General features: G+C 65.4%; 19 protein-coding genes and 1 tRNA gene. 3 read left to right on the top strand and 17 right to left on the bottom strand.

The features are described 5' to 3' along the window. The first annotated feature begins 488 nt into the window (after positions 1 to 488). Together H3U90_RS04840 and H3U90_RS04835 are read left to right on the top strand one after the other, a co-directional pair. Positions 489 to 2,381 (top strand): DUF6020 family protein, encoded by a 1,893-nt coding sequence (locus H3U90_RS04840; RefSeq protein WP_198177261.1) that lies wholly within the window; start codon positions 489 to 491, stop codon positions 2,379 to 2,381. Further along, positions 2,378 to 3,610, top strand: coding sequence for a PucR family transcriptional regulator (locus H3U90_RS04835; RefSeq protein ID WP_198177260.1), 1,233 nt, complete (start codon positions 2,378 to 2,380; stop codon positions 3,608 to 3,610). The genes H3U90_RS04840 and H3U90_RS04835 overlap by 4 nt, the downstream gene beginning before the upstream one ends. 89 nt (positions 3,611 to 3,699) lie before the next feature. Here H3U90_RS04835 and rplA read toward each other — a convergent pair whose 3' ends face one another. The 12 genes from rplA to dapE form a co-directional block, all read right to left on the bottom strand. Next, positions 3,700 to 4,389 carry a 50S ribosomal protein L1 gene (gene rplA, locus H3U90_RS04830; RefSeq protein ID WP_029678147.1) on the bottom strand — a complete coding sequence of 230 codons (690 nt, stop codon included), beginning with the start codon at positions 4,387 to 4,389 and terminating at the stop codon, positions 3,700 to 3,702. Between the two features lie 64 nt (positions 4,390 to 4,453). Beyond that, a complete protein-coding gene (gene rplK / locus H3U90_RS04825; protein ID WP_015022451.1) occupies positions 4,454 to 4,885 on the bottom strand; it encodes a 50S ribosomal protein L11 in 432 nt (143 codons plus the stop codon). A gap of 138 nt (positions 4,886 to 5,023) precedes the next feature. After that, entirely contained in the window at positions 5,024 to 5,857 is an 834-nt protein-coding gene (nusG, locus tag H3U90_RS04820) for a transcription termination/antitermination protein NusG (protein ID WP_198177259.1), read from the bottom strand. Positions 5,858 to 5,887: 30 nt separating this feature from the next. Next, positions 5,888 to 6,112, bottom strand: a complete 225-nt coding sequence (secE, locus tag H3U90_RS04815) for a preprotein translocase subunit SecE (RefSeq protein ID WP_015022453.1) — start codon at positions 6,110 to 6,112, stop codon at positions 5,888 to 5,890. Positions 6,113 to 6,156: 44 nt separating this feature from the next. After that, a tRNA-Trp gene (locus H3U90_RS04810) sits at positions 6,157 to 6,232 on the bottom strand. A 120-nt stretch (positions 6,233 to 6,352) separates the two neighbouring features. Continuing rightward, complete coding sequence (locus H3U90_RS04805; protein ID WP_198177617.1) at positions 6,353 to 7,561, bottom strand: pyridoxal phosphate-dependent aminotransferase; 1,209 nt, start codon at positions 7,559 to 7,561, stop codon at positions 6,353 to 6,355. Between the two features lie 43 nt (positions 7,562 to 7,604). Further along, on the bottom strand, positions 7,605 to 8,747 hold the full coding sequence (gene proB, locus H3U90_RS04800; protein WP_198177258.1) for a glutamate 5-kinase: 1,143 nt from the start codon (positions 8,745 to 8,747) through the stop codon (positions 7,605 to 7,607). After that, positions 8,744 to 10,423 (bottom strand): GTPase ObgE, encoded by a 1,680-nt coding sequence (obgE, locus tag H3U90_RS04795; RefSeq protein WP_198177257.1) that lies wholly within the window; start codon positions 10,421 to 10,423, stop codon positions 8,744 to 8,746. The genes proB and obgE overlap by 4 nt, the downstream gene beginning before the upstream one ends. Positions 10,424 to 10,552: 129 nt before the next feature. Then, the gene (rpmA, locus tag H3U90_RS04790; RefSeq protein WP_015022457.1) at positions 10,553 to 10,804 is read right to left on the bottom strand and encodes a 50S ribosomal protein L27; all 252 of its coding nucleotides are present in this window, start codon (positions 10,802 to 10,804) and stop codon (positions 10,553 to 10,555) included. Between the two features lie 32 nt (positions 10,805 to 10,836). Continuing rightward, on the bottom strand, positions 10,837 to 11,145 hold the full coding sequence (gene rplU, locus H3U90_RS04785; RefSeq protein WP_015022458.1) for a 50S ribosomal protein L21: 309 nt from the start codon (positions 11,143 to 11,145) through the stop codon (positions 10,837 to 10,839). Positions 11,146 to 11,300: 155 nt separating this feature from the next. After that, positions 11,301 to 13,985, bottom strand: a complete 2,685-nt coding sequence (locus H3U90_RS04780) for an Rne/Rng family ribonuclease (protein ID WP_198177256.1) — start codon at positions 13,983 to 13,985, stop codon at positions 11,301 to 11,303. A gap of 236 nt (positions 13,986 to 14,221) precedes the next feature. Continuing rightward, positions 14,222 to 15,451, bottom strand: a complete 1,230-nt coding sequence (gene dapE / locus H3U90_RS04775; RefSeq protein WP_198177255.1) for a succinyl-diaminopimelate desuccinylase — start codon at positions 15,449 to 15,451, stop codon at positions 14,222 to 14,224. Positions 15,452 to 15,595: 144 nt separating this feature from the next. Between dapE and H3U90_RS04770 the strand changes: the two genes are divergently transcribed. Further along, on the top strand, positions 15,596 to 16,540 hold the full coding sequence (locus tag H3U90_RS04770; protein ID WP_198177616.1) for an AEC family transporter: 945 nt from the start codon (positions 15,596 to 15,598) through the stop codon (positions 16,538 to 16,540). A 22-nt stretch (positions 16,541 to 16,562) separates the two neighbouring features. Here H3U90_RS04770 and H3U90_RS04765 read toward each other — a convergent pair whose 3' ends face one another. The 5 genes from H3U90_RS04765 to argS all read right to left on the bottom strand — a co-directional run bounded on the left by H3U90_RS04765 (position 16,563) and on the right by argS (position 23,761). Further along, positions 16,563 to 17,912, bottom strand: a complete 1,350-nt coding sequence (locus tag H3U90_RS04765) for a Maf family nucleotide pyrophosphatase (protein ID WP_198177254.1) — start codon at positions 17,910 to 17,912, stop codon at positions 16,563 to 16,565. Then, complete coding sequence (gene thrB, locus H3U90_RS04760; protein WP_198177253.1) at positions 17,902 to 18,954, bottom strand: homoserine kinase; 1,053 nt, start codon at positions 18,952 to 18,954, stop codon at positions 17,902 to 17,904. Before thrB ends, H3U90_RS04765 begins: the two co-directional genes overlap by 11 nt. Next, positions 18,954 to 20,294 carry a homoserine dehydrogenase gene (locus H3U90_RS04755; RefSeq protein ID WP_198177252.1) on the bottom strand — a complete coding sequence of 447 codons (1,341 nt, stop codon included), beginning with the start codon at positions 20,292 to 20,294 and terminating at the stop codon, positions 18,954 to 18,956. The genes thrB and H3U90_RS04755 overlap by 1 nt, the downstream gene beginning before the upstream one ends. Positions 20,295 to 20,405: 111 nt before the next feature. Next, positions 20,406 to 21,977: a diaminopimelate decarboxylase family protein gene (locus tag H3U90_RS04750; RefSeq protein ID WP_198177251.1), complete on the bottom strand. Its 1,572-nt coding sequence runs from the start codon at positions 21,975 to 21,977 to the stop codon at positions 20,406 to 20,408. 26 nt (positions 21,978 to 22,003) lie between these two features. After that, complete coding sequence (gene argS, locus H3U90_RS04745; RefSeq protein ID WP_198177250.1) at positions 22,004 to 23,761, bottom strand: arginine--tRNA ligase; 1,758 nt, start codon at positions 23,759 to 23,761, stop codon at positions 22,004 to 22,006. Positions 23,762 to 23,801 lie beyond the last annotated feature (40 nt).

Here is a 23,801-nt window from a genome sequence, read left to right as displayed (position 1 = left end):
CCTTTACTTGCGACTCTTCCCTCGTATCGTGTAGTCGTAGAAACACCCTGGAGGGCATTTTTTCGAGGCGTATCTTCGGCTTTTCCCCTTGTGCCAGAGGCCAGTCCCTTCACGGTCTCCGTGCTCGTTGTCGATTCACCGCCCCCAAACAGCCGCTCGACCCGGTCGCGCGCATCCGAATACGTCGAGGCTTCCAGAGCATGAGCCACGAGCGTATTGGTCGAATCGACGGTGTCGAGCACCACGATCGAGGAGAGTACGCCACTGTCCAGCGATGCCGATGGCTGCCACTTGATATTCTGATGAGGCACGCGTTCCACTATACGGCACAAGGGGTCAGCCCCGGTAGCGAACCACCCACAAAAGCGGCTGCCGGTTTTTGTATCTTTTCACAGGAGACCCTTGGACAGCTCTGAGCGCATCCTCGGATGGGCACTGGATAAAATGGGGAAGCCGTAGACCAGGCATGACCCGCGAAAGGGGTTCTTTTGAGCGCAGACAGTGGAAGGGCGCAACCGAGAGAGGCGGGCGAACAACCTGTGCGGACTTCAGCCTTGCAGACCGGAAGGCCTGGTTCCCGTGCATCCCGGACCCTCGGCCTTGTCCTGGCCCTGCTGGCCTGCCTCTGGATTGCCTGCTGCACCGGTCTGGGCCCCATCTACCGTCAGCAGGGTTCGCTGGCACAGGTGGGTCTGCCCCAGGTGCTGATCATGCTGGGAACCCTGGCCATCTGCCTGGCACTGGTCCTGGCCTGCCGCCGGATTCTGCTGGGCTGTGAACCCCTCCGGATGCCACAGCGCTTGACCGCACTGGCACAGCGCCCGCGGATGCGTGCCTACGCGGCCTTCATCACCAGACAAACCAGTGGCTGGCGACCCATCATGCGTCTGCTCCTGCTGGGATGGGCCTGGGCTTTTCTTACCCTGCTGGCCGCCTACGGGGCCGACCTCTACGCGCAGGCCCAGGAATGCGCCAACTTCCTGGCCCAGCTGCAGGGCGATCAGCCCCCCTACGGCGGCAATGCCTTCACCCAGATGGACGTCTACCCCATCGGCCACTACCTGTGGCCGGAGCATCCCACCTTCCTGACCGACCAGCACAACATGGTGCTGACCCTCGTCTACGGGATGACCATCATGGCCTCCAACCATCTGACCGGATCCTATGATGCGGGCATCGTGCTCCTGGCAGGGCTGCAGGTGATCTTCGCCGCTTTCTGCTGCGCCGTCACTGCCGACCGCTTCCTGCGCGGGAGCGGAATCGAACATGTCGGGGCACTGGCCCGCACCCTGGTCATGATCTTCTTCCTCCTCTCCCCCTTCGTGGTCTTCAGCACCTTCAGCCTGACCAAGTCCCCCCTCTTCGCCTTCGCCTTCATCTGGTGGTTCGGCATCTGGCACCAGCTGGAGTCTGTGGACAAGAACTCACCGCTCTACGCCAGCCAAGCGGCCCGACTGCGGCCCGCCCTCGCCTTGAGCACCCTGATCATGCTGATCAGCGCCAAGTACGCCCTCTACATCGTCCTGGCCCAGCTGGTCCTGGCCCTGATCGTCCACCGTCGCCAATGGGCCACCATCCTGATAGGGCTTCTGCTGCCCCTGGTCCTGTTCACGGGGGTGACCGGGGCCCTTACGGCCACGGGGACGGTCATCCAGGGCGATCCCGTGGAGAGCCGCAGCATCCAGCTGCAGCAGATCGCCCGGGTGGCCAAGCTTAACCCCCAGGGGATTCCAGCCCAGGCAAGGGCCGACCTTGAGCCCATCATGGACCTGGACAACGCCGCCATCCAGTACACCCCCTGGGAGGCCGACCGGGTCAAGTCCTCGGGCAACCAGCCCAAACTGATCGTCTACCGCTGGAGGACCGTCACGCCCGAGCAGTTGTCCCGGCTGAATCGGGCCTGGCTCCAAGTGGGAATGCGCAACCCGGTGATCTACCTGGATGCCTTCCTGGCCGAGTCCTATGGCTACTTCGACCCCGGCGACCCTGCCTACGTGGCCATGTCCTATTACCTCAACAATGGCTACGTGCAGAACTCGGGCTCCTGGTTGGCGGCCTGGTGCCACGACTGGCGCAACGGGGTGACCGGATTCGTCAGAACCTGGGCCGACACCCCCCTGCTGGGCCTGGTGGCCCGGGCCAACTTCTGGGTGGTGGCCGCCCTGCTGCTGATCGTCGCCCGCCTGGCGGCAGGTAACTGGCGCGGGGTCCTGTGCTGGTTCCCCCTCCTGCTGATCATGGGGGTCATGATCACCGCCCCCGCCAACAACTTCGAACGGCACATGCTGCCGGTGGACATGGTGGTGCCCTTCCTGATCCTGGACATGGTCCGGCAGAGCCGCCGCGCGCGCGCCGAAAACCTGATGGACCGGCCGTCATGATCGGCAAGTCGAAACGTTCCGGACCGAAGGACGACGACCCTGCAGAAACTCAGCAAGCCCACCGGGCACCTGCCGCCTCCGATGCCGCCATGCAGCAGATTCTCCGAAAGACGCTGGATCATCTGGAGGAGGCACTGCCCTGGGCCAGGTCCCTGCCCGCCGACGGGCACAGAACCTTGGAGGGGGCCGTTCGAACAGCCCTGGACGACCTGCTCTCCCGACTCGACTTACAAGGCACAGAAGATGGTGAAGTCCCCTCCCCCGTGCCAGCCGAGCTCTCCCGGAGCCTGGGCCCCCACAGGGCCATGGAGCTGACCCGGGTCATTCTGGACATGCTTGAGGAGGCTGGCCGGACCATGGGGGCCGAGGGGGAACGGTCGACGCTGGTCTACACCCGTCACGCCGCCACCGCAGCAGCCGCTCTCTACGCCGACCTGGCCGAGGCAAGGAACGGACACAAGGCCGCAACAGAGTCAAGAATCATCCGGCATCTGATCGAGAAAACAGCGGACACACGGACCATTGACGATTTGGCCCGGCTGGGCTGGCCGACCGAGTTCGACTGTTTCGCCGTCGTTGGCGAGGCCCGGGGCAACGAAGACGGACAGGGCATGGAGAATGCCCGCCAGCCCATCCACACCACGGTGGCCCGTCAAGGCGGTAGGGCTCTGGTGGGCGAGAGCGAGGGGCTCATGGTGGTCCTGATCGACCCCGACCGGTCGGGCACCCCGGCCGACTTCTGCGCTTCCATCCTGCGCTTCTTCGCCGACAAGTCAGCCGTCTGTCTGGGGCCACCGAACCATGGGATATCCGGTGCGGGAGCCTCCCTCCGAGCCGCCCTGAGCACGCACGCGGCGGCCCCGTCAGTTGCCGACCCCATCACCGCCGCCCTGCCCAGGCCACTGCACGCCGACGACCTGCTGCCCGAACGAGCCCTGAACGGGGACACGGACGCTGCCGACCAGCTCTACCAGGAGGTCTATCTGAGCCTGGCCGGACAGGATCCGGACGGGCCCCTGCCGACCACCCTGCTCACCTTCCTGCGCTCGGGCAACTCGTTGGAGATCACCGCCAAGAAGCTGGGAATCCATCCCAACACCGTGCGCTACCGGCTCAGGCGCTGCGTGGAGGTGACCGGCTGGGATGCCATGGACCCGCGGGAATCCTTCGTCCTCCAGGCAGCCCTGATCATCGGTAGAATCCGCAGGTCGCATCCGAGCGCCGACTGACTGGTGCCGGACCAAGTGCTCCTGGCCAAGATACAAAAAGAGCGGGGACCCGAAGGTCTCCCGCTCTGGAAGTATACAGCCGAACCGGCTCAGAGCACCGCGATGTCCAGGGGAACGCCCGGGCCCATGGTGGTGGTGACGGTGGCCTTGGTGATGTAGCGGCCCTTGACCGTGGCCGGCTTCAGGCGCTTGATCTCCTCGTCGACCGCGTGGAAGTTCTCCTCCAGAGCCTGCTGCTCGAAGGAGACCTTGCCCACGGGGAAGCTCAGGTTGCCGTTCTTGTCCACACGGAACTCGATACGTCCGGCCTTGATCTCGGTGACCGCCTTGGCCACATCCATGGTCACGGTGCCGGTCTTGGGGTTGGGCATGAGGCCACGGGGACCCAGCACGCGGCCCAGACGGCCGACCTTGCCCATCATGTCGGGGGTGGCCACCACGGCATCGAAGTCCAGGTAGCCGCCGGCGACCCTGGTCACCAACTCGTCGTCGCCCACCTCGTCGGCTCCGGCCTCGGCGGCTGCAGTCGCCTGGGGGCCACGGGCGAAGACCAGGACGCGCACGGTCTTGCCGGTGCCGTTGGGCAGGCTGACGGTGCCGCGGACCAACTGGTCGGCCTTACGGGGGTCCACGTTCAGGCGGTAGACGGCCTCCACGGTCTCGTCAAACCCGCGCTTGGGCATGCTCTTGAGCAGGGCGATGCCCTCCTCAGGGGTGTACAGGTTGGTGCGATCGACCTTCTCGGCCGCCTCGCGATACTTCTTGGAACGCTTGGTCATCTGCTTCTCCTATCAGCAGTCGCGGTGCGGGCAAGCGTGTGCCCTACCGCTCACAACGAAAATTTCAGTCGGTGACGGTGATGCCCATGGAACGGGCGGTGCCTTCGATGATCTTCATCCCGGCCTCGACGTCGCGGGCCGACAGATCCTCCATCTTGGTCTGGGCGATCTCGCGGACCTGGGCCTTGGTGACGGATCCCACCTTGGTGGTCAGCGGGTTGCCGGCACCCTTGGAGACACCGGCCGCCTTGCGCAGCAGGTCGGCTGCCGGCGGAGTCTTGGTGATGAAGGTGAAGGAACGATCCTCGTAGACGGTGATGATGCAGGGGATGACCTGGCCCATCTTGTCCTTGGTGGCATCGTTGTACTGCTTGCAGAAGTCCATGATGTTCACGCCGTGGGAACCCAGAGCCGGGCCCAGGGGGGGTGCGGGGTTGGCCTTGCCGGCCTCTATCTGCACCTTGATCAGCGCGGTGACTTTCTTCTTTGCAGCCATATGCTGGTTCTTCTTTCTACGAAGCGGTGATGTCGGAGACCATAGATCCCCTCCCGCAACCTGTTCTTTCCAAATGCGCTCCACAGGGGAGCACAAGCTTGACGATTATCGCATCGACCGAGGACCGGCCAACGGCGCTCAGACGATCTTCTCGACCTGGTCGAAGCCCAGCTCCACGGGGGTGTCCCTGCCGAAGATGGAGACCAGAACGGTCAGCTTCTGCGTAGTGGGCTCCACGTCGGAGACCACGGCGGCCATGGTGGCGAAGGGTCCTTCGGTGACGGTGACCTGATCGCCGACGGCGTAGGAGACCTCCACCGTGCGCTTCTTGGCGGCCTCGGGCTTGTCCCCGGCGGCCTTCAGGGCCTCGGAGGCGATCATGGGGGCCATCATCTGGACGACCTCCTTGCGGGTCAGCGGCGCCGGCTCCTTGCTGGGGCCGACGAACCCGGTGACGCCTTCGGTGTCGCGGATGATGCGGCGGGCGTTCTCGTCGGGCCACATGCGAATCAGCACATAGCCGGGCACACGCACGCGGGTGACGACCTTCTTGCCCTTGTCGGTGTGCTTCTCGACCTCCTCCATGGGAATCTCCACCTGGAAGACCTTGTCCTCCAAGCCGAAGGAGGCCACGCGGGATTCCACGTTGGCCTTGACGCGCTTCTCATAGCCTGAGTAGGTGTGCAGAACGTACCACTTGCCCTCAAGGGTGCGCAGCTTCTTGGAGAACTCGTCCACGGCCCGCTGACCGGGATCCTCCTGATCGGTCTGGTCGTCGGAATCGGAAGAATCGGCCTGCGTGTCATTGGCCTGGGCGGATTCGGCGGGCGTGCTGTCCTGCTCAGCAGGGGACCCGAGAGACTGATCCTGGACCTGGGCATCCTCCTGCGTGGGGGCATCGTTGGACGCCGACGGGACCGACTCAGCGGCCTGATCGGGGTCCAATCCCTCTCTGGTCAGATCATCACTCATGGATCACTCCACCTTCTACCTTGTCACGGCTCAGCCAAATATCAGGAAGGCCAGTTTGCCCAGCCCGAAGTCCATCACGGTCACGAAGACCATCAGCAGCAGCACAAAGATGAAGACGGCCACGGACCAGCCCACCAGTTCCTTGCCCGTGGGGGTCACGACCTTGCGGATCTCATCGATGACCTGCTTGATGAAGAGCCCGATACGCATGAAGAAGTTCGGCCTGGCTTCCTCAGCCCCATCCTTCTGTGCCATGGTCATCCGTCCTTCGTTTGTTCTGCATCATCTGCTGCAAGCCTTGGCAGGGAAGGCGGGACTCGAACCCACAACCTACGGTTTTGGAGACCGTTGCGCTACCAATTGCGCCACTTCCCTATCGGAACTTCCCACCAGCCTACTCGACCGGGAGGAAAAACCGCCAAATCGCTAGTTTAGCCTAAAGGATGGATTGCGTCCAACCGTGTTGCCCCGAGGGCATTTTGCCCAGGAGCCGAATCAGGCGCCGACCCAGTCCCCAAGGCGCCGCATGCCCTCGGCCAGGTCGTCGTCGGCCAACGCGTAGGAGAAGCGCAGGCAGCCGGGCGCGCCGAAGGCCTCGCCTGGTACGGCCGCCACCTGGATCTGTTCCAGGATGACCTCGGCCAGATCACCCGAAGTAGAGCAGACCGTGCCTTTCGGACCCACCGGCCGATTCAGCAGACCAGTCACGTCGGCAAAGGCGTAGAAGGCACCCAGAGGCTCAGGGCAGGTCACCCCCTCCATGGCGTTCAGGGCATCCACGATGGCCCGCCGACGCAGGGCGAAGGCCGACCGCATGGCTTCCACGTCCTCCAGGCCACCGGTCAGGGCAGCCAGGGCCGCCTGCTGGGAGACGTTGGCCACGTTAGAGGTCATATGCCCCTGAAGCTTGGCGGCCGCCTGGGCCACCGGCAGCGGTGCGACCAGCCAGCCCACCCGCCAGCCGGTCATGGCATAGGTCTTGGCCACACCGTTGACCACAATCAGTTGTTCGCGCACCTGGGGCGCCAGGGCGCCCGGATAGGGGGTGTGCGCCCCCTGGTAGGTCAGGTGCTCATAGATTTCGTCACTGATCACCCAGATCCGGTGCTCCATGGCCCAGCGGTCCACGGCAGCCACCAGGTCGTCGTCCCAGACCGCCCCGGTTGGATTGACGGGCAGGTTGAGGATGATGGCACGGGTGTGCTCGGTTCGAGCCGCCTCCAGCTGCTCCAGGGTGGGGATATAGCCCTGTTCGGCTCCGCTGAGCACCGGTACCGGCCGACCGCCAGCCAGCAGAACCATCTGGGGATAGCTGGTCCAGTAGGGTGCGGGGATGATGACCTCATCGCCTGGGTTCAAGAGGATCTGGAAAGTCTCGTAGACGGCCTGCTTGCCGCCGTTGGTGACCACCACCTGATTCGGGTCGATTTGATAGCCCGAGTCGCGCAAGGTCTTGTCGGCGATGGCCTGCTTCAATTGGGGCAGACCAGCCGTAGGCGTATAGCGGTGGTTGCGTGGATCCAGACAGGCGCGGGCCGCCGCCTGCACGATGTGGTCAGGCGTGGGGAAGTTGGGTTCGCCGGCACCGAAGCTGATCACATTCATGCCCTGGGCCTTCATGGCCTTGGCTTTTGAATCCACGGCCAGAGTGGCACTGGGGGCCACCGCATCTATGCGTCTGCTCAGGGTCTGCCATTGCGCCATAGTCATGTTGCCATGCTACCGCCCAGCACCCCCAGGGCTGTGCTCAGACCAGGACCAGAGAGTCCCTATGCACCAGCGGGTGGGCATAGTGGGCGCCCAGTCGACGGCGGAGTTCCTTGGTGTTTAGGCCCAGCATGTCCTGGGCCTCCTCGGAATCGTAGCCGGACAGGCCCTTGGCCACCTGGTGGCCTGACTCATCATGGATCCAGACGGGATCACCGGCCGAGAACTCACCCTGGACCGTTCTGGCGCCAGCTGCCAGCAGGCTGGCCCGGCCGCCACGCAGGGCTTTGACAGCCCCCTGATCCACCAGATAGCCGCCCCGGGGACGGGAGGCGAACTTGATCCAGAGCCGATGCGAGGAGCCCCGTGGACGAATGGGGGCGAATAGGGTGCCCACCATGTCGCCGGCCAGGGCGGGACCTGCAAGGTCGGCGCGGGTCAGGACCACGGGCATACCGGAGGCCGCAGCAATCCGCGCCGCCTCCAGCTTGGTGGACATGCCCCCGGTCCCCAGTCCGGAGACGGACCCCTGGGCATCCACCTGGTCCATGATGGCCGCCACATCGGGCACGAAGCCGATTCTGCGCGCCCCCGGCCTGGATGGGGGCTCGGTGTAGAGGGCATCCACGTCAGTCAGCAGGACCAGGGCATCGGCACTGACGATGTTGGCGATCAGGGCCGAAAGATGGTCGTTGTCGCCGAAGCGAATCTCGTTGCTGGCCAGGGCATCGTTCTCGTTGACGATGGGGATGACCCCCAGATCCAGCAGCCGGCAGAGGGTGCGCCGGGCGTTGCGGTACTGGACGGCATGGGTGGTGTCACGGGCGGTGATCAGGATCTGGCCGACACGTAGGCCATAGCGGGCGAAGGCAGTCTCGTACTGGGCCATGAGCAGACCCTGGCCCACCGAGGCCGTAGCCTGCTGGGTGGCCACGTCATCTGGGCGTTCGTCGAATCCCAGGGTGCCGAAACCTGCAGCGATGGCCCCGGAGGTGACCAGGACCAGGCGGGCGCCGTTGACGGCAGCCGAGGCCAGGGCGCCCACCAGCGAACGCAGGCGGCCAAGGTCCAGGTGCCCGTGGGGATCGGTCAGGGAGCTGGATCCCACCTTGACCACCATGGTGCGGGCCTGGGCCACCCGGGAGCGGACCGCGGCCTCATCGGATCCCTCCCCTCCGGTCATTGCCCGGCCTCCTCCGAACCGGCGGACTCCGTGTCCCCGCGCCCCAGCAGACCCTGCCTATCGTGGGGATCGTCGTCCACGGAGGGATCGGCCCAGTGCCCCTGGCGCCGCTCCTGCTCCATGACCTGACGCACCGCCTGCCGGGCGTCCATCATCTGGTGGTACTGGCGGCGGCGTTCGCTGTTGGTGCGGCGACGGTTGAGCCCCTGGCTCTCCTCCAGACGCAGGTCACGACCCCGGGCCACCTGGGGGGTGCCGTCCAGCATTTCAGCGCCGGCCGCCACGCTTGGATCCCAGTCGAAGGCCACCGCATCGTCGCCAGGACCGATGCGGACCTCGTCCCCGGGTCTGGCACCGGCCTTGCGCAGGGCATCCTCCACGCCCATCCGGGCCAGGCAGTCGGCCAGATAGCCCACGGCCTCCTCGTTGTCGAAGTTGGTCTGGCGGACCCAGCGCTCGGGCTTGGCACCGCAGACCCTGAACCAGGTCTGTCCGGACCGGGTCTGATGCCGCTCAAGAGTGAAATCGCCGGACCGGTCGCCATTCCTGCGCCGACGCTCCAGGGGGCGGATGACCACACGCTCCTCCTGCCTGGTCTCCTCTTGCTCGCGCAACTGCCTGCGCAGGCGGTCCACCAAACCGGCCAGGTAGTAGCCCAGTTCCTTGAGCCCCTGATGCGAGGCTGTGGAGACTATGAAGACCTTGAGGCCCAGGGCCTCGAAGTCGGGCCGGACGAATTCGGCCAGTTCGCGGGCCTCCGGCAGGTCGGCCTTGTTGAGGATGATCACCCTGGGCCGCTCGGCCATGGGGATGACCCCCAGCGGAAGCTCCAGACGGTCGGCATAGCGGGAAAGCTCCTCTTCCAGGGCCCGATAGTCGCTCATGGGGTCCCGGTCAGGCTCCAGGGTGGCGCAATCGATGACATGGGCGATGATCTCGGTGCGCTCTATGTGCCTCAGGAACTCCAGCCCCAGGCCCTTGCCCTGGGAGGCTCCCGGAATCAGCCCTGGCACGTCGGCCATGGTGAAGCGACCCTCCCCTGCCTGGACCACGCCCAGGTTGGGCACCAGGGTAGTGAATGGATAGTCGGCGATCTTGGGTCGGGCCGCACTCATGGCCGCCACCAGACTGGACTTGCCCGCACTGGGAAAGCCCACCAGGGCCACGTCGGCGATGGATTTGAGCTCCAGCACCAGATCGCGCTCCTGACCGGGGTCCCCCAGCAGAGCGAAGCCGGGAGCCCGCCTGGCCTTGGTGGCCAGGGAGCGGTTGCCCAATCCGCCCACGCCACCCTGGGCCGCCACAAACCGGTCCCCCGCATGAGCCAGGTCGGCCAGGCGCTCACCCGGCTGCTTGCGCTCGCCCTGGCCTCCCTTGGCGGTGAAGACCACAGTGCCCACCGGCACCGGCAGAATCAGATCCTGGCCACGGCTGCCGTCCTTGTCGCCGCCCAGACCCATGGTGCCCGATCCGGCCTGGCGGTGAGGCAGGAAGCGGTAGTCCAGCAGACTGGTGGCGTTGGCGTCGGCCTGAAGAATGACCGAGCCGCCCTGGCCACCGTCGCCCCCATCGGGCCCGGCCAGGGGCTTGTACTTCTCGCGGCGGATGGAGGACGCCCCATTGCCGCCGTCGCCACCCTTGACATGGACGGTGACCTGATCCACAAATGCACTCATAGGGGCCCATGGTACTCAATCCGGCCTGACATGCGGCCCCTGAGAGCTGAATGCCCGGCATCTCCATACATATGCAAAAAGGCCACCCCTATACAGGGATGGCCTTCGGCCCATGCCGATAAGGGGCAATCAGGCGGTAAGCACGTCAACGACCTTACGGTCACGCCGGTTGGCGAACCGAACGGTTCCGTCCGTCAGGGCGAAGAGGGTGTGGTCCTTGCCCAGACCGACGTTCTGGCCGGGATGGAACTTGGTGCCACGCTGGCGGACAATGATGTTGCCGGCCACTACAGCCTCGCCGCCGAACTTCTTGACGCCCAGGTACTGTGCATTCGAATCGCGCCCGTTGCGTGAGCTGGACGCGCCCTTCTTATGTGCCATGTCTGGTTCCTTTCCTACCTCGACCTAGGCCCTCAGGCGATGGCCGTGATCCTGACCACGGTCTGCTTCTGGCGGTGACCCTTGCGGCGCGCCACGCCGGTCTTGTTCTTGAACTTCTGGATGTTGATCTTGGGGCCCTTGGCCTCGTCGTCCACGACCTCGCCCTTGACGGAGATCTTGGCCAGATCCTTGGCGGCCATGGTCACCTTGGATCCGTCGACGACCAGCGCGACCGGAAACTCGACCGACTCGCCCTTCCTGGCAGCCAGACGGTTGACCGTGATCTGGTCACCGACCTCGACCTTCTCCTGATGGCCTCCGGCCTTCACAATCGCGTACATAGCCCTACCTTGCCTGTTGTCCAAAGCTGTATGCGCCCGGCATCCGAGTCCCGCCATTCGATTGACGAACCCGTCCAGACACCAGCTAACCAGTATAGAAGCAAACACACCGCGTCGTCAAATGTGCCTGCCCCGCCGACAAAACGAAATTCAGTCTATGACTCCTTGGCGACATCCGCCGACCCAGCCTGGGCGTCGTCCTCGTCCGAGGCCGCCTGGGCCGCCGCAGCGATCCTGGCCAGCTTGGCCTTGACGGCAGGAGTCGAACCTGTGGACAGGGTCTCCTTGGCAGAGGAGCCATGTCCATGCTTGTTGGTCTTGACGAAGGGATCGCCGCCCTTGACCGCGTATGGATCGGCATAGGAGGCGGAGATGGTCGGCTTGTCGTGGAGGATGAAGCCTCGGCCATGGCAGGTGGGGCACTCCTCGGAGAAGGCCTCGACCAGACCCTGGCCCACCCGCTTGCGCGTCATCTGCACCAGCCCCAGGGAGGTGACCTCGGCCACCTGATGCTTGGTGCGGTCCCGGGCCAGGCACTCCACCAGGCGGCGCAGGACCAGGTCGCGGTTGGCCGGCATGACCATATCCACATAGTCGATCATGATCATGCCCCCGATGTCGCGCAGGCGCAGCTGCCGGGCGATCTCCTCGGAGGCCTCCAGGTTGCAGCGGGTCACCGTCTCCTCCAGGGACTTGCCCTTGCCGATGAAGCGGCCCGTGTTCACATCGATGGTGGTCATGGCCTCGGTGCGGTCGATGACCAGGGAGCCACCGGAGGGCAGGTAGACCTGACGCTCCATGCCCTTGCGCAGCTGGCTGTCGATGCTCCAGCGGTCGAAGACATCCTTGCCCTGATGCTCGGCCGGATCCCAGTGCTCGAGCTTCTCCTCCAGGTCGGGGGCCATGGTCTCCAGGTAGTTGCGCACCCTCTCGTAGACCCCCTGGCCCTGGACCACCAGCTTGGCGAAGTCGTCGTTGAAGATATCGCGGACCACGCGGATGGCCACGTCCGGCTCGCCCTGCAGGAGCTTGGGGCGCTTGCCGTGCAGGAACTCCTTGCGCTTGTCCTCGATCTTGCTCCACTGACGCTGCAGGTTCTCCAGGTCCTTGGTCAGGGCCTCCTCGCTGGCCCCCTCGGCCGCGGTACGGATGATGACGCCCATGTCCTTGGGAGCCACCCTGGAGACGATGCTCTTGAGGCGGGAACGCTCGCGGTCGGGCAGCTTGCGGCTGACACCGGTCATGCCGCCCGAGGGCACCAGGACCAGGAAACGGCCGGCCAGCGTGACCTGCGAGGTCAGGCGGGCGCCCTTGTGGCCGATGGGATCCTTGGTGACCTGGACCAGCACGGGATCGCCGGACTTGAAGGCCAGCTCGATCCGGCGGGGCTGGCCCTCCAGACGGGTGGAATCCCAGTTGACCTCGCCGGCGTAGAGCACGCCGTTGCGGGCCTGGCCGATGTCTACGAAGGCGGCCTCCATGCTGGGCAGGACGTTCTGGACCCGGCCCAGGTAGATGTTGCCGACAGTGGAGACCTCCTGGATGTCGGAGACGTAATGCTCGACCAGGATGTCATCCTCGATGACCGAAATCTGGGTGTGATGCTCCTTCTCGCGCACCACCATCAGACGGTTGACGTTTTCGCGGCGGGCCAGAAAGTCCTGCTCAACCAGCTGGGACTGACGGGAGCGTTCGCGGCGGTTGTCCCGCCGACGCTGCTTCTTGGCCTCCAGGCGGGTGGAGCCCTCCACGTCGGTGATTTCGTCGATATATTGCTGCTTGCGCGAACGGCGGGCGCCGGACTCCTCCGACTCGCCCTCAGCGGACTTGGAACCCCTGCGACGGCGACGGCGACGGGTCAGCGGGGCCTCGTCCTCGTCATCCTTGTCCCTTTCTTTCTCCTGCTCGTGCCCACGACGGCGGCGACGAGTGGAAACGGACTTCTCAGAGTCCTCGTCATCGCTCTTGGAACGGCGACGGCGACGGGTGCGGGTGCCGGACTCCTGCTGATCCTCGTCCTGCTCCTGGTCCTCGTCGACCACGAAAGTGATGCCCTCGTGATCCAGATCCTCCTCGATGCGCTCCACCTCGTCAGCGGCCCGGCGCTCCTCGGCGTTGAGCCTGCGGGAACGGCGCGAGCCGCCCTCCGAAGTGTTCCTGGACCTGCTCCGGCGGGAGGTCTTGGATGACTGCTCGGTATCCTCGTCCTCCTCATCCCGTTCCTCGCGCTCATCCTGCTCAGGCCGGGAGGCGGGTATGACGGGCTCCTGGAAGAGCAGGGATGTCATAGGGCGGGGACGGGAGGCACGGGCGGCGCGCGGATGCTCATCCTGCTCCTCGGCCTTCCGGACTGCCCGCTGGCTGCGGCCCGAGGTCAGTGCCTCCACAGCCTCAAGGGCACGCTCCTGACGCTCCTGATCAGGTTCGCCCTCCTGGGCATGCTCCTCGGTGCGTCGACGGGCAGTAGTTCGGGTGCGACGACGGGTGGTCGTCCTGGCCGGTTTGGACTCGCTCTCTTCCTCCTGGGCATCCTGGCTGGAGTGTTCCTGCAGGCTCTGATCGGCAGCCTGATCCTCCTTGGGCTTGCGAGCGCGACGGCGACGGGTGGCGGCGGGCTTGGACTCATCGTCCTCCTCCTTGGCCTTGCGGCTGGCCTTGCGCTTCTCGGCCTCGACCTTCACGGGCACGTCGGCACCGGCGGCGCCGGCCACCCTGACCACACGCCGTCCGGCGCGGCGACGGGTGCCGGAAGCGGCGGTCTCCTCGACCTGCCGCTCCTGCCCATCCCTGATGGTGGACCTATTATCCTGGGTATCCTCGTTATTCGCTTTTTCGGGCACAATGCTCCTTGCGGCACGCCGCCTCGCGCCGCTCTCACGGTCCCGATCCGTCCTCACGCTGCACTCTCACTGCAGCCGCGCACCTGCGTACGCCCGATCGAAACGCCTTGGCAAAAAGTCTTCCTGACGCAGGCGGACACCGACGCCCGTACGGATCACTGGGTCTCCATCCGGGGGGATCAACGCCTACGCTGCAAGTGGTCAGGCAGAACCACCGTCCTCTAGTATGACACAAATCAGCGGCCTTCAGGTCCATTGAGCCACTCGACCAGTATTGCCTCCAGCCGGACCAGGTCATCCAGGGGCACTTGTTCGTCGGCCTTGTGGGCCAGCAGGGGGTTCCCTGCACCCAGGTTGACGGCTGGTAGGCCAAGGGCTGAAAACCGCGCCACATCGGTCCATCCCAGCTTGGCGCGAGGCTGTTGGCCCGTAGTCCGAGCGACCAGGTCCGCCAGCGAACGCGCCCATGGCGAATCCAGACCCGGACGGGCCGCGGGAGATTCATCGCACATGCGCACCGAGAATCCCTGGAAGACCCCGCCGCGGGCCATATGCTCGCCATTGCCCAGCTCGGCGCCTGTCCCCTGACCAATCATCAGCTCCTTGGCCTGGGCCAGGCTCTTGTCGGGGGCGAACCGGTAGTTGACATGCACCCGGCAGCGGTCGGGAATGACGTTGGTGCCCAGACCGCCCTCGATCATGGTGGCGTTGAGCCCCTCCCTATAGTCCAGGCCGTCCACCCGCACCGTGGCCGGACGGTACTGCTCCAGCCGGTCCAGGATGGGCGCGGCGGCGTGGATGGCGTTGCTGCCCATCCAGGCCCGGGCGGAGTGGGCCGTCGTGCCGTGGGTGATCAGGTCGAAACGCATGGTTCCATTGCAGCCGGCCTCTATGGCGCAGTCGGTGGGCTCGCCGATGATGGCGAAATCCCCCCGCACCCAGTCAGGGTGGGCGGCCACCACCCGGCCCAGCCCGTTCAGGTCGGCCTGGACCTCCTCATGGTCGTAGAAGACGAAGGTCAGGTCATGGACCGGCTCCTGCAGGGTGAGCGCCAGATGGAGAAATACGGCGTCCGAGGCCTTCATGTCGGCGGTGCCCCGACCGTACAGCACCCGGGATCCGGGGTGGGCGGCGGCCGGATCGGTGCGGATATGCGGATCGCCGGGCTCCAGCCAGCGCGGGGGCAGGTTCCCATCCACGGGCACGGTGTCCAGATGCCCGGCAAGGACGATGCGATGGGGACGGCCCAGCTGCGTGGAGGCCACGACCGTGTCGCCCAGCCGTCGGACCACGAGGTCGGAGCGTGAGGACAGGGCCCTCTGGACGGCATCAGCCAGGGCGCCCTCCTGACCGCTGACCGAGGGCAGGGCGGTCATGGACTCCAGTATCCTTGCCAGGGCCTGGGCAGGTTCAGCCTCCCGGACGCCGGCGAGAAGATCAATATCCGTCTGTGTGTTCTTGGCCATAGTGCCATGCTAGCGGGCCGAAGGAGCGCGGATGGACCTGCAGCCGCAAGCATGAGGTCCGGGTGGCACAATGGGGAGGACGGAAGCGGTGGCACTCCGCCTGGAAGGCCGCCGTCCACCCTGCGAGACGAGGAGGATGCCGGAGTGCCTGGACTGCTCAGTGCCATGGAAGGGTTCTTCATCATCGGCGTGGTCATCGCCGTGGGGTATGTGGCCGCCCGCTTCCATGTAGGCGGTCCCACAGCCCAGCTGGTGCTCAACAAGTTCTCCTTCTTTGTCTCAACACCCTGCCTGATGTTCGCCATCCTCTCCAAGCAGAAGCTGTCGGTCATCTTCCACCCCAGCATCATCGTGGCCTTCCTGTCGGCGGCGGCTGTGGGCCTGCTCTTCGTGGCCCTGAACGCAGCCAGCTTCCACCTGCCGGCAGCCGAAGCCACCATCGGCGCTCTGGACTCCCTGTATTTGAACTCCAACAACATCGGGCTGCCTGTAGCCACCTATATTCTGGGCAATCCCACACTGGTGGCACCCATCCTGGTCATGCAGCAAGCCCTGTTCACTCCTATTGGGCTGACCGTTCTGGACGCGACCACCTCTGGCAGGCTCTCGATCAAGACCATCCTCAAACAGCCCCTGAAGCAACCCATCCTCATCGGCTCCATAGGCGGCATAGTGATTTCGGCCATCAGCGCCCAGGTCGGACATTTCATCATCCCCGACTTCGTCTACAAACCCATTGACATGATCGGACAGTCGGCCGTGCCCATGATTCTCATGGCCTTCGGCATGTCCCTGCGGGGTTCGCGGCCCATGGGCCAGGGCACCGACCGTCGTGCCACCCTGTGCGCGGTGATCCTGAAGAATCTGGTCATGCCCATAATCGCCTACCTGCTGGCCCGGTTCATGCTGGGCTTCAGCGGGGCTGAACTGTACGGGTGCGTGGTTCTTGCGGCCCTGCCTACCGGCCAGAACGTCTACAACTACGCAGCCCGCTACGAGGTGGGAACCACCTTCGCCAGGGACGGCATCCTGCTGAGCACGATCAGCTCGCCCGTGATCATCGCCCTGGTCGCCCTGCTACTGAGCTGACACGCCAGACCAGGCCTTCCATTCAACCTTCGGCCGCCAGGGCCTCCAGGCGTTGCCGGAAGTGCGGCCAGTCCCGACCGAAGGCCTTCAGCAGGGGCAGGTCCGCGACCTTGTCCAGATCCACCCATTCCAGGGCAATGCTCTCATCGTCATTCATTCGTGGATCGACCTGATGGCCGGGACGCTCGAAGGCCAGGATGGTCGTGTAGCCCCAGGGGCCGTGGTCCTCCAGGTAGGAGCCCACCACCTGAATGTCCTCCGGGCGGATGTTGGCCTCCTCATAGCTCTCGCGCAGACCGCCCTCCAAGGGGTTCTCCCCGTCCGAGATGGCGCCGCCCGGCACACCCCAGGTGCCGCCCTCGGCGCTCCAGCGGGCCCGGTGCTGCAGAAGCACGCTGACGGGTGCGCCGGTGCGGGCATCACGCCTGGCCAGCAAGACGCCGGCAGCCCCGTTGAGCCCCCAGTGCCGACTGCCACAGGCACAGTCCACCCACCCGTCGCCAGGCTGGTGGACGTTCTCCGCAGGGGCGACCAGCCCCTCAGAGCCATGCGTCGATTCGTCTGCCTGCTGCCGCTCGGGCAGGACCCGCTGGGCCCACAGGTCAGGCCAGGAGACGCCCAGCTCCTGGGCCAGGGCGCGCAGGGTGGGCATGCTCAATCCCATCACTCCGCTGGGATCGCCCTGGATGCCCTGGATGAAAGCGCTGCCCAATCCCTCCAAGGTGAAGGAGCCGGCCACCTCCAGGGGTTCGCCGGTGGCCACATAGGCCTGCATGGAGGCCCGGTCATAGTCTCCGAAGGTCACTTGGGCGCTGCTGACCGCTCGGACCCGTCGGCCGGTGGCCAGATCAATCAGACAGTGGCCGGTGACCAGGTTGCCGGTTCGGCCGCGCATGGCCATCAGCCGCTCCAGAGCACGCTCCGGTTTGTGAGGCTTGCCCATGACGGCGCCATCCATGCTGAACAGGGAGTCGCACCCCAGCAGGAGGGGTCCACGCCCGGCGCCGAGCATCCCGCCCCAGGCCCCGATGACCTGGCTCATGGGATTCCTGGAGGATGCATCCGAATCGCCCTGGCTCAGAGGCCTAAAGGTGACCAGGTCGCCCCGCGAGCGCCTTTCGGCATCCTTGACGGCATCCATGGTCGTTTGGACAGCCGAAGCCTTGGCCTCAGCCAGGACGCTGACCCGCTCGCGCACATCCAGGTCTTCCAGGTGACAGCCCAGTCCACGGGCCCGTTCCGCCAGGACGGCCGGCTCATCCACCTTTGAGGGTCGGATGATGGGGTCGATGCCCGCCTGGACCAGAAGCCGACGCCTTGAGGGGGAGGATGAAGCCAGGATGAGCGGGATATGCCTGTCTTCAGTGTTCACGATTGCCTTCCTGGTCCCCTTCCACCTGGACCCCCCTGCGATCCACGTCCAAGGACAGGATCCGCCAGCGGCCGGAATCCAGATAGTCCTTGGCAAGGATCCGCAGCTCGTTTTCAGCTTCCCCGTAGTGCAGGACGATAATGCAGGGCCCGGCTCCAGAGACGGCCGCCGCGTAGCCCTGACGGCGCAGGAGCTGCAGGAGCTTGGTTGAGGAGGGCATGAGCCCGGCCCGGTATGGCTGATGGAGCCGGTCCTGTGTGGCCACGAAGAGCAGGGCGTTGGCCCTGGCGGCCTGCTCGGCTGCATCAGTTTCCAGGTCATCCAGTGACCCTGGGTTCAGGGCACCGGGAATCAGGGCAGCCCGCGAGAGGTTATGAACGGCATCCGCGTAAGGCACCCGGTTGGGCAGCGCCTGCCGGGCCTTCTGCGTGGACAGATGAGCACCAGGGACGAAGACTGTGGCTTTGATGGCCGGGTCCACCTGGTAGCGCAAGGTATGGTAACCGCCCTCCAAGGGCACGCCCCCGGCTATGGGCAGGGAACCCACCCCCTCGCCAGTGGCCAGATCATAGGAGACGGTCAGTCCCCCATAGACGGCAGGCGCCACGTTGTCGGGATGCCCCTCGATCTGGGCGGCCAGCGTGAAGACGGCATCACGGCGCAGGGGACCGACGTGGGCGAAAGCCGCAGCCGCAGCAATCCCGGCCACGATGGCCTCGGCGCTGGATCCCAACCCCCTGGCCTGGGGGATACGGTTGACGGCGCGCATGATGAAGCCGAACCTTGGCAGTCCGAAGACCTGGCAGGCCCGTCTGAAAGTGGAGACGACCAGATGGGTCTCGTCTCGGGGCAGGGTCCGCTCCCCCTCACCCTTGATAACCACATAGGCGGTGGTGTCACCCGGATCCACGGAACGGGTGAAGACAATCTCGTCATGATAGTCCAACGCCAGGCCGACAGCATCGAAACCCGAACCCAGGTTGGCGCTGGTGGCTGGCACACGCACCCGCACAATGGACGGGCCCTCTGCAGCAGTTGCCATCATCGGGCCTGCCGATCGAAGACGCGCAGGATGGATGCCTGTCCGGTGACCGAGTCAAAGGTGGAGATCCGTTCGACCACCTTCCGCAGGGTCACCTCGTCACACAGGTGGGTGACCACGCGCAGCTGCTGGATCTCGCCGCTGTAGCCCGGGTCATGCAGGGTGGGCTTGATGTCCTGATTGACTCCGTTGATGGAGATGCCCGCCTCGGAGAAGACCTGGGCGATGGCCGCCAGCACGCCAGGCTTGTCGTGGATCAGGAAACGGACGGCAAAGGCGGCCCGGGATGCATCCAGCGGGGCCATGGGGATGTTGGCGTACATGGGGATCCCCGGGCCCATGCCATGCTGGACGATGTGGCGTGCCTCGGTGACCACATCCCCCACAACGGCCGATGCCGTGGGTGCCCCACCTGCACCCCGGCCGTAGAACATGAGGTCGTCGGCGGCCTTGGCGGTGACAAAGACCGCGTTGAAGCTGCCATGGACCGAGGCCAGGGGGTGGCTGTCGGGGATCAACGCCGGGTAAACCCGGGCGGAGATGCCCTGTTCGCCACGTTCGGCCACGGCCAGAAGCTTGATGACCCGGTGCTCGGTCTGTGCGGCCGCAATATCGTCGGCGGTGATGGCGCTGATGCCCTCCACAGGGACATCATCCAGGCGCACATCGGTGTGGAAGGCCAGCGTGGCCATGATGGCGGCCTTGGCGGCTGCATCCAGCCCATCCACATCGGCAGTGGGGTCCGCCTCGGCAAAGCCCTTGGCCTGGGCGTCGCGCAGGGCCTGGTCGAATTGAAGACCCTTGGTGGTCATCTCATCCAGAATGTAGTTGGTGGTCCCGTTGACAATGCCCACCAGGCTGGTGATGCCGTCGCCCACCAGGGATTCGCGCAGGGGCCGCACGATGGGTATGGCCCCGCCCACGGCCGCCTCGAAGTAGATGTCGACGCCTTGCTCTTCGGCAGCCCGGTAGAGCTCGGGACCATGCTGGGCCAGCAGGGCCTTGTTGGCGGTGACCACGCTGGCGCCGGATTCGATGGCCTTGAGCAACAGAGTGCGGGCCGGCTCAATACCGCCGATCAGCTCGATGACGATGTCCGCCCGGGTGACCAGGTCGGCTGAGTCTGTGGTCAGCAGGGACGGATCGATCCAATCAGCCTTGACCTTGTCAGGATGGAGGACGGCGATGCCCACCAACTCCAGGGGACGACCCACTCGGCTGGCCAGATCCTGGCTCTGCTCCACCAGGAGGCGAGCGGTCTGGGATCCCACGGTCCCTGCCCCTAGAAGTGCTATGCGGATAGGCCTGACGGCCTCCTGCTGTTGCGTATTCCTGGGCATATGGATCCTCCATCCGCCCCAACGGGGCCGGTCACCGTGTGTTGCTCCATCTTAGAAAGCCAATCCGACACCCGTATCCACCCCGGCGGCCGCTTCCATCCGGGGCGGGACTCATCCCTGGTCCAGGGCCAGCAGGTCATCCATGGTCTGCCGCCGCATCATCAGATGGGCGCCGGACCGGTCCAGGCCCACCACAGGAGGGATCAGAGCCTGGTTGTAGTTGCTGGCCATGGTCCGCCCGTAGGCGCCGGTCACCGGCACCAGGACCAGGTCACCCCGGCGGATGTCCGCAGGCAGAGGGACATCCTGCACCAGGATGTCCCCCGATTCACAGTGCTTGCCCACCACACGGGCCTGGATCCGGTCCCCGCTGCCATGTCTGTTGGCCAGAACAGCGGTGTATTCGGCCCCGTATAGGGCCGGACGGATGTTGTCGCTCATGCCGCCGTCAACCGAAACATAGGTACGCACGCTTCCGTCAGACAGGGGAACGGGCTTGACGGTGCCCACCCTATACAGGCTCATGCCGCAGGGGGCCACGATCCAGCGGCCGGGCTCGAAGGCAATGACCGGCATGGGCATGCCCAGGCGACGGTTGATGGCGACCATGTCAGCCCCCAGACCGGTCAGGGTCTGGTCCAGGTCCATCCGGTCCTCATCCGGGGTATAGGGCACAGAGAAACCGCCGCCCAGATCCACTTCGGGCATCAGGTATCCGTCAGTGGCCCAGAAGGTGTGCCTCAGCAGCATCATGCGCCGGGCGGCCTCGATGAAGGCCGAAGAGTCATGGATCTGGGAGCCGATATGGGTGTGGATGCCCACCAGCTCCAGTTCCTTCTCGTGGGAGCGAATCTCCTTGAGCAGGGCGATGGCCGGTCCGTCGGCCAGGGCGGACATGGCCTTGATCCGGGCGGGATCAGCCGGTTCAAGGGGCCCGTCGGCAGCCGAATACAGGGCCGAAGAGGAGGGTGAGAGCACGGAATCGACAGGAGCCGAGGAGCCGTTTTCGTTCGTGGCCACCGAAGTCGCTGCCCCAGCCTGTTGGGAGGAACCAGGCCCAGGCCCAAGGTCCAGCAGGCCCACATCGGTGCCCTGGGGCAGCAGGGGGATGCCGAACTTCTGATCCTCGTGGGCAGTGGAGATGTACTCGTGACCGCCGGCGTGCACGCCTACAGTCACCCGGAGCATGACCTTGGCGCGACGACCCTGAGCCCTGGCAGCAGCGGCAATCCGCGCGGGCTCGTCGGGTGCATCGATGACAATGGCCCTGTAGCCTTCCCTCACAGCCAGGTCGATCTCCTGATCGGACTTGTCGTTGCCGTGCAGGACCAGGCGGCGACCGGGTGCGCCGGCGGCCCGGGCAATCAGCATCTCGCCCAGGGAGCAGGTGTCGATATCCAGCCCCTGGCGCAGCATGATCCGCACGGTCTCCTTGCTGAGGAAGGCCTTGCCGGCGTAGCTGACCCTGGTGGTCGCACCACCCAGATCCCGCAGGGCCGCCCTACGGAAGGCCGAGGCCCGTTCCGCCATCATCGCGGTATCCATCAGATACATGGGGGTGCCGTAACGCTTGGCCAGGTCCTCCATGGAGCACCCGTGCATGGTCAGCATGCCCTCGCTGTCCCGCTGCAGAGCTCCAGGCCAGAACCCGTCGGGCCCCAGCCCGCACATCCCTGTTTCCATCGACGACCTCCCGGTGACCTTCAGACTTACATACGGTCCGGGGCCTGGACGCCCAGCAGGCCCAGACCGTTGGCGATGACCTGCTGCACAGCGTCATTGAGCCGCAGACGCGCCGCCGCGCGGGCCGGCTGAGGATTCCTGTCCTCGTCCTGGTCCAGATCCGCCCGGCCGGTGGGCTCCATGGGCACCACGCGCTCCAGGTTGTACCAGCGGTGATAGACCCCAGCCAGCTGCTCCAGGTAGTGGGCCACCCGGTGAGGGGCCTTCTGGTCGCCGGCAGTCTGAACCACATTGGGATAGAGGGCCAGGACGCCCAGAACATCATTGTCGGCGGCAGTGTCCAGCAGGGACAGGTCGGCCCCGGACCGGTCGATACCCGCCTGGGCTGCGTTACGATCCACGTTTTTGGAGCGGGCGTGTGCGTACTGCACGTAGTAGACGGGATTGTCGTTTGTATGCGAGGCCAGCAGGTCCAGGTCGATGTCCACGCTCTGGTTGTAGTCGGTGCGGGCCAGGGAATACCGGGCGGCATCCACACCCACGGCATCCACCAGGTCGTCGATGGTGACCACGTTGCCTGCCCGCTTGCTCATGCGCACGGCCTGGCCGTCCTTGATGACATTGACCATCTGGCCGATCAGGATCTGCATGTTCACGCCTGGTGTATCACCGAAAGCCGCGCAGATGGCCATCATCCGGCCGATGTAGCCATGATGGTCGGCACCCAGCATGTAAATGGCCTCGTCGCAGGGATCCTTGGCCCTGCGCCGCTTGTTCAGGTAATAGGCGATGTCTGCCGCCACGTATGCTGCGTTACCGTCGGACTTGATGATCACCCGGTCCTTGTCGTCGCCGTAGGTGGTGGAGCGGAACCAGGTAGCCCCGTCCTTCTCGAAGATGTCGCCCTTGGCCCGCAGCTCGTCGATGGCCCGGTCCACCTGACCGGACTCATACAGGCTGTTCTCATGGAACCAGACATCGAAATTGACCCGGAAGTCACGCATGGACTGCTGGATCTCGGCGAACATCATGGGCACAGCCCGGGTGCGGAAGGCCTCGCGCTGTGGGCTGTCACCCTCGGCGCCGTCCTCGTCGCGCACCCTGGGCATGGCCAGGATGTCCTGCCCCTGGTCGGCCGCTTCCTTGACCACCCGAGAGGCAATCTCATCAATGTAGGAGCCCTTGTAGCCGTCAGCAGGCACAGGTTCGCCGTGGGCCGCCGCCACCAAAGAACGGGAGAAGCGGTCGATCTGCGTGCCGTGATCGTTGAAGTAGTACTCCCTGACCACCTTGGCGCCGTTGGCCTCCAGGACGCGGGCCATGGAGTCGCCCACAGCCGCCCACCGTGTGCCGCCGATATGGATGGGACCCGTGGGGTTAGCCGAGACGAATTCCAGATTGAGCGTGCGCCCGCTCAGGTGATCGTTGCTTCCGAAGGCGGGTCCCGCCTCCAGGACCGCATCGACCACAGCAGCCGCTGAGGCCGAGTCCAAAGTTATGTTGATGAAGCCGGGACCGGCCACGTCCACCTGGGCGATCCCGTCGGCCTCTCGCAGGGCATCGGCCAGGACCTGCCCCAGTTCTGCAGGCCTCATGCCAGCCTTCTTGGCCAGCTGCATGGCGATGTTGGTGGACCAGTCCCCGTGGGAACGGTCCTTGGGACGCATGACCGCCAGATGGTCGGCGTCTGGAACCATGTCGGGCTCCAGGCTTCCCAGGCGGCCTGACTGGGCCAACTTGACGGCTGTCGAAGAGATGATACGGGCAAGTGCTTCAGGACTCATGCCCTCAAGTCTAGCGATGGCGGGGAACAGCAGCCGGCCC

The sequence above is a fragment of the Bifidobacterium sp. W8103 genome (assembly GCF_016100775.1).
GTDB classification, from domain to species: Bacteria; Actinomycetota; Actinomycetes; order Actinomycetales; family Bifidobacteriaceae; genus Bombiscardovia; species Bombiscardovia choladohabitans.
This window is presented reverse-complemented; position numbering and strand designations above follow the sequence as displayed.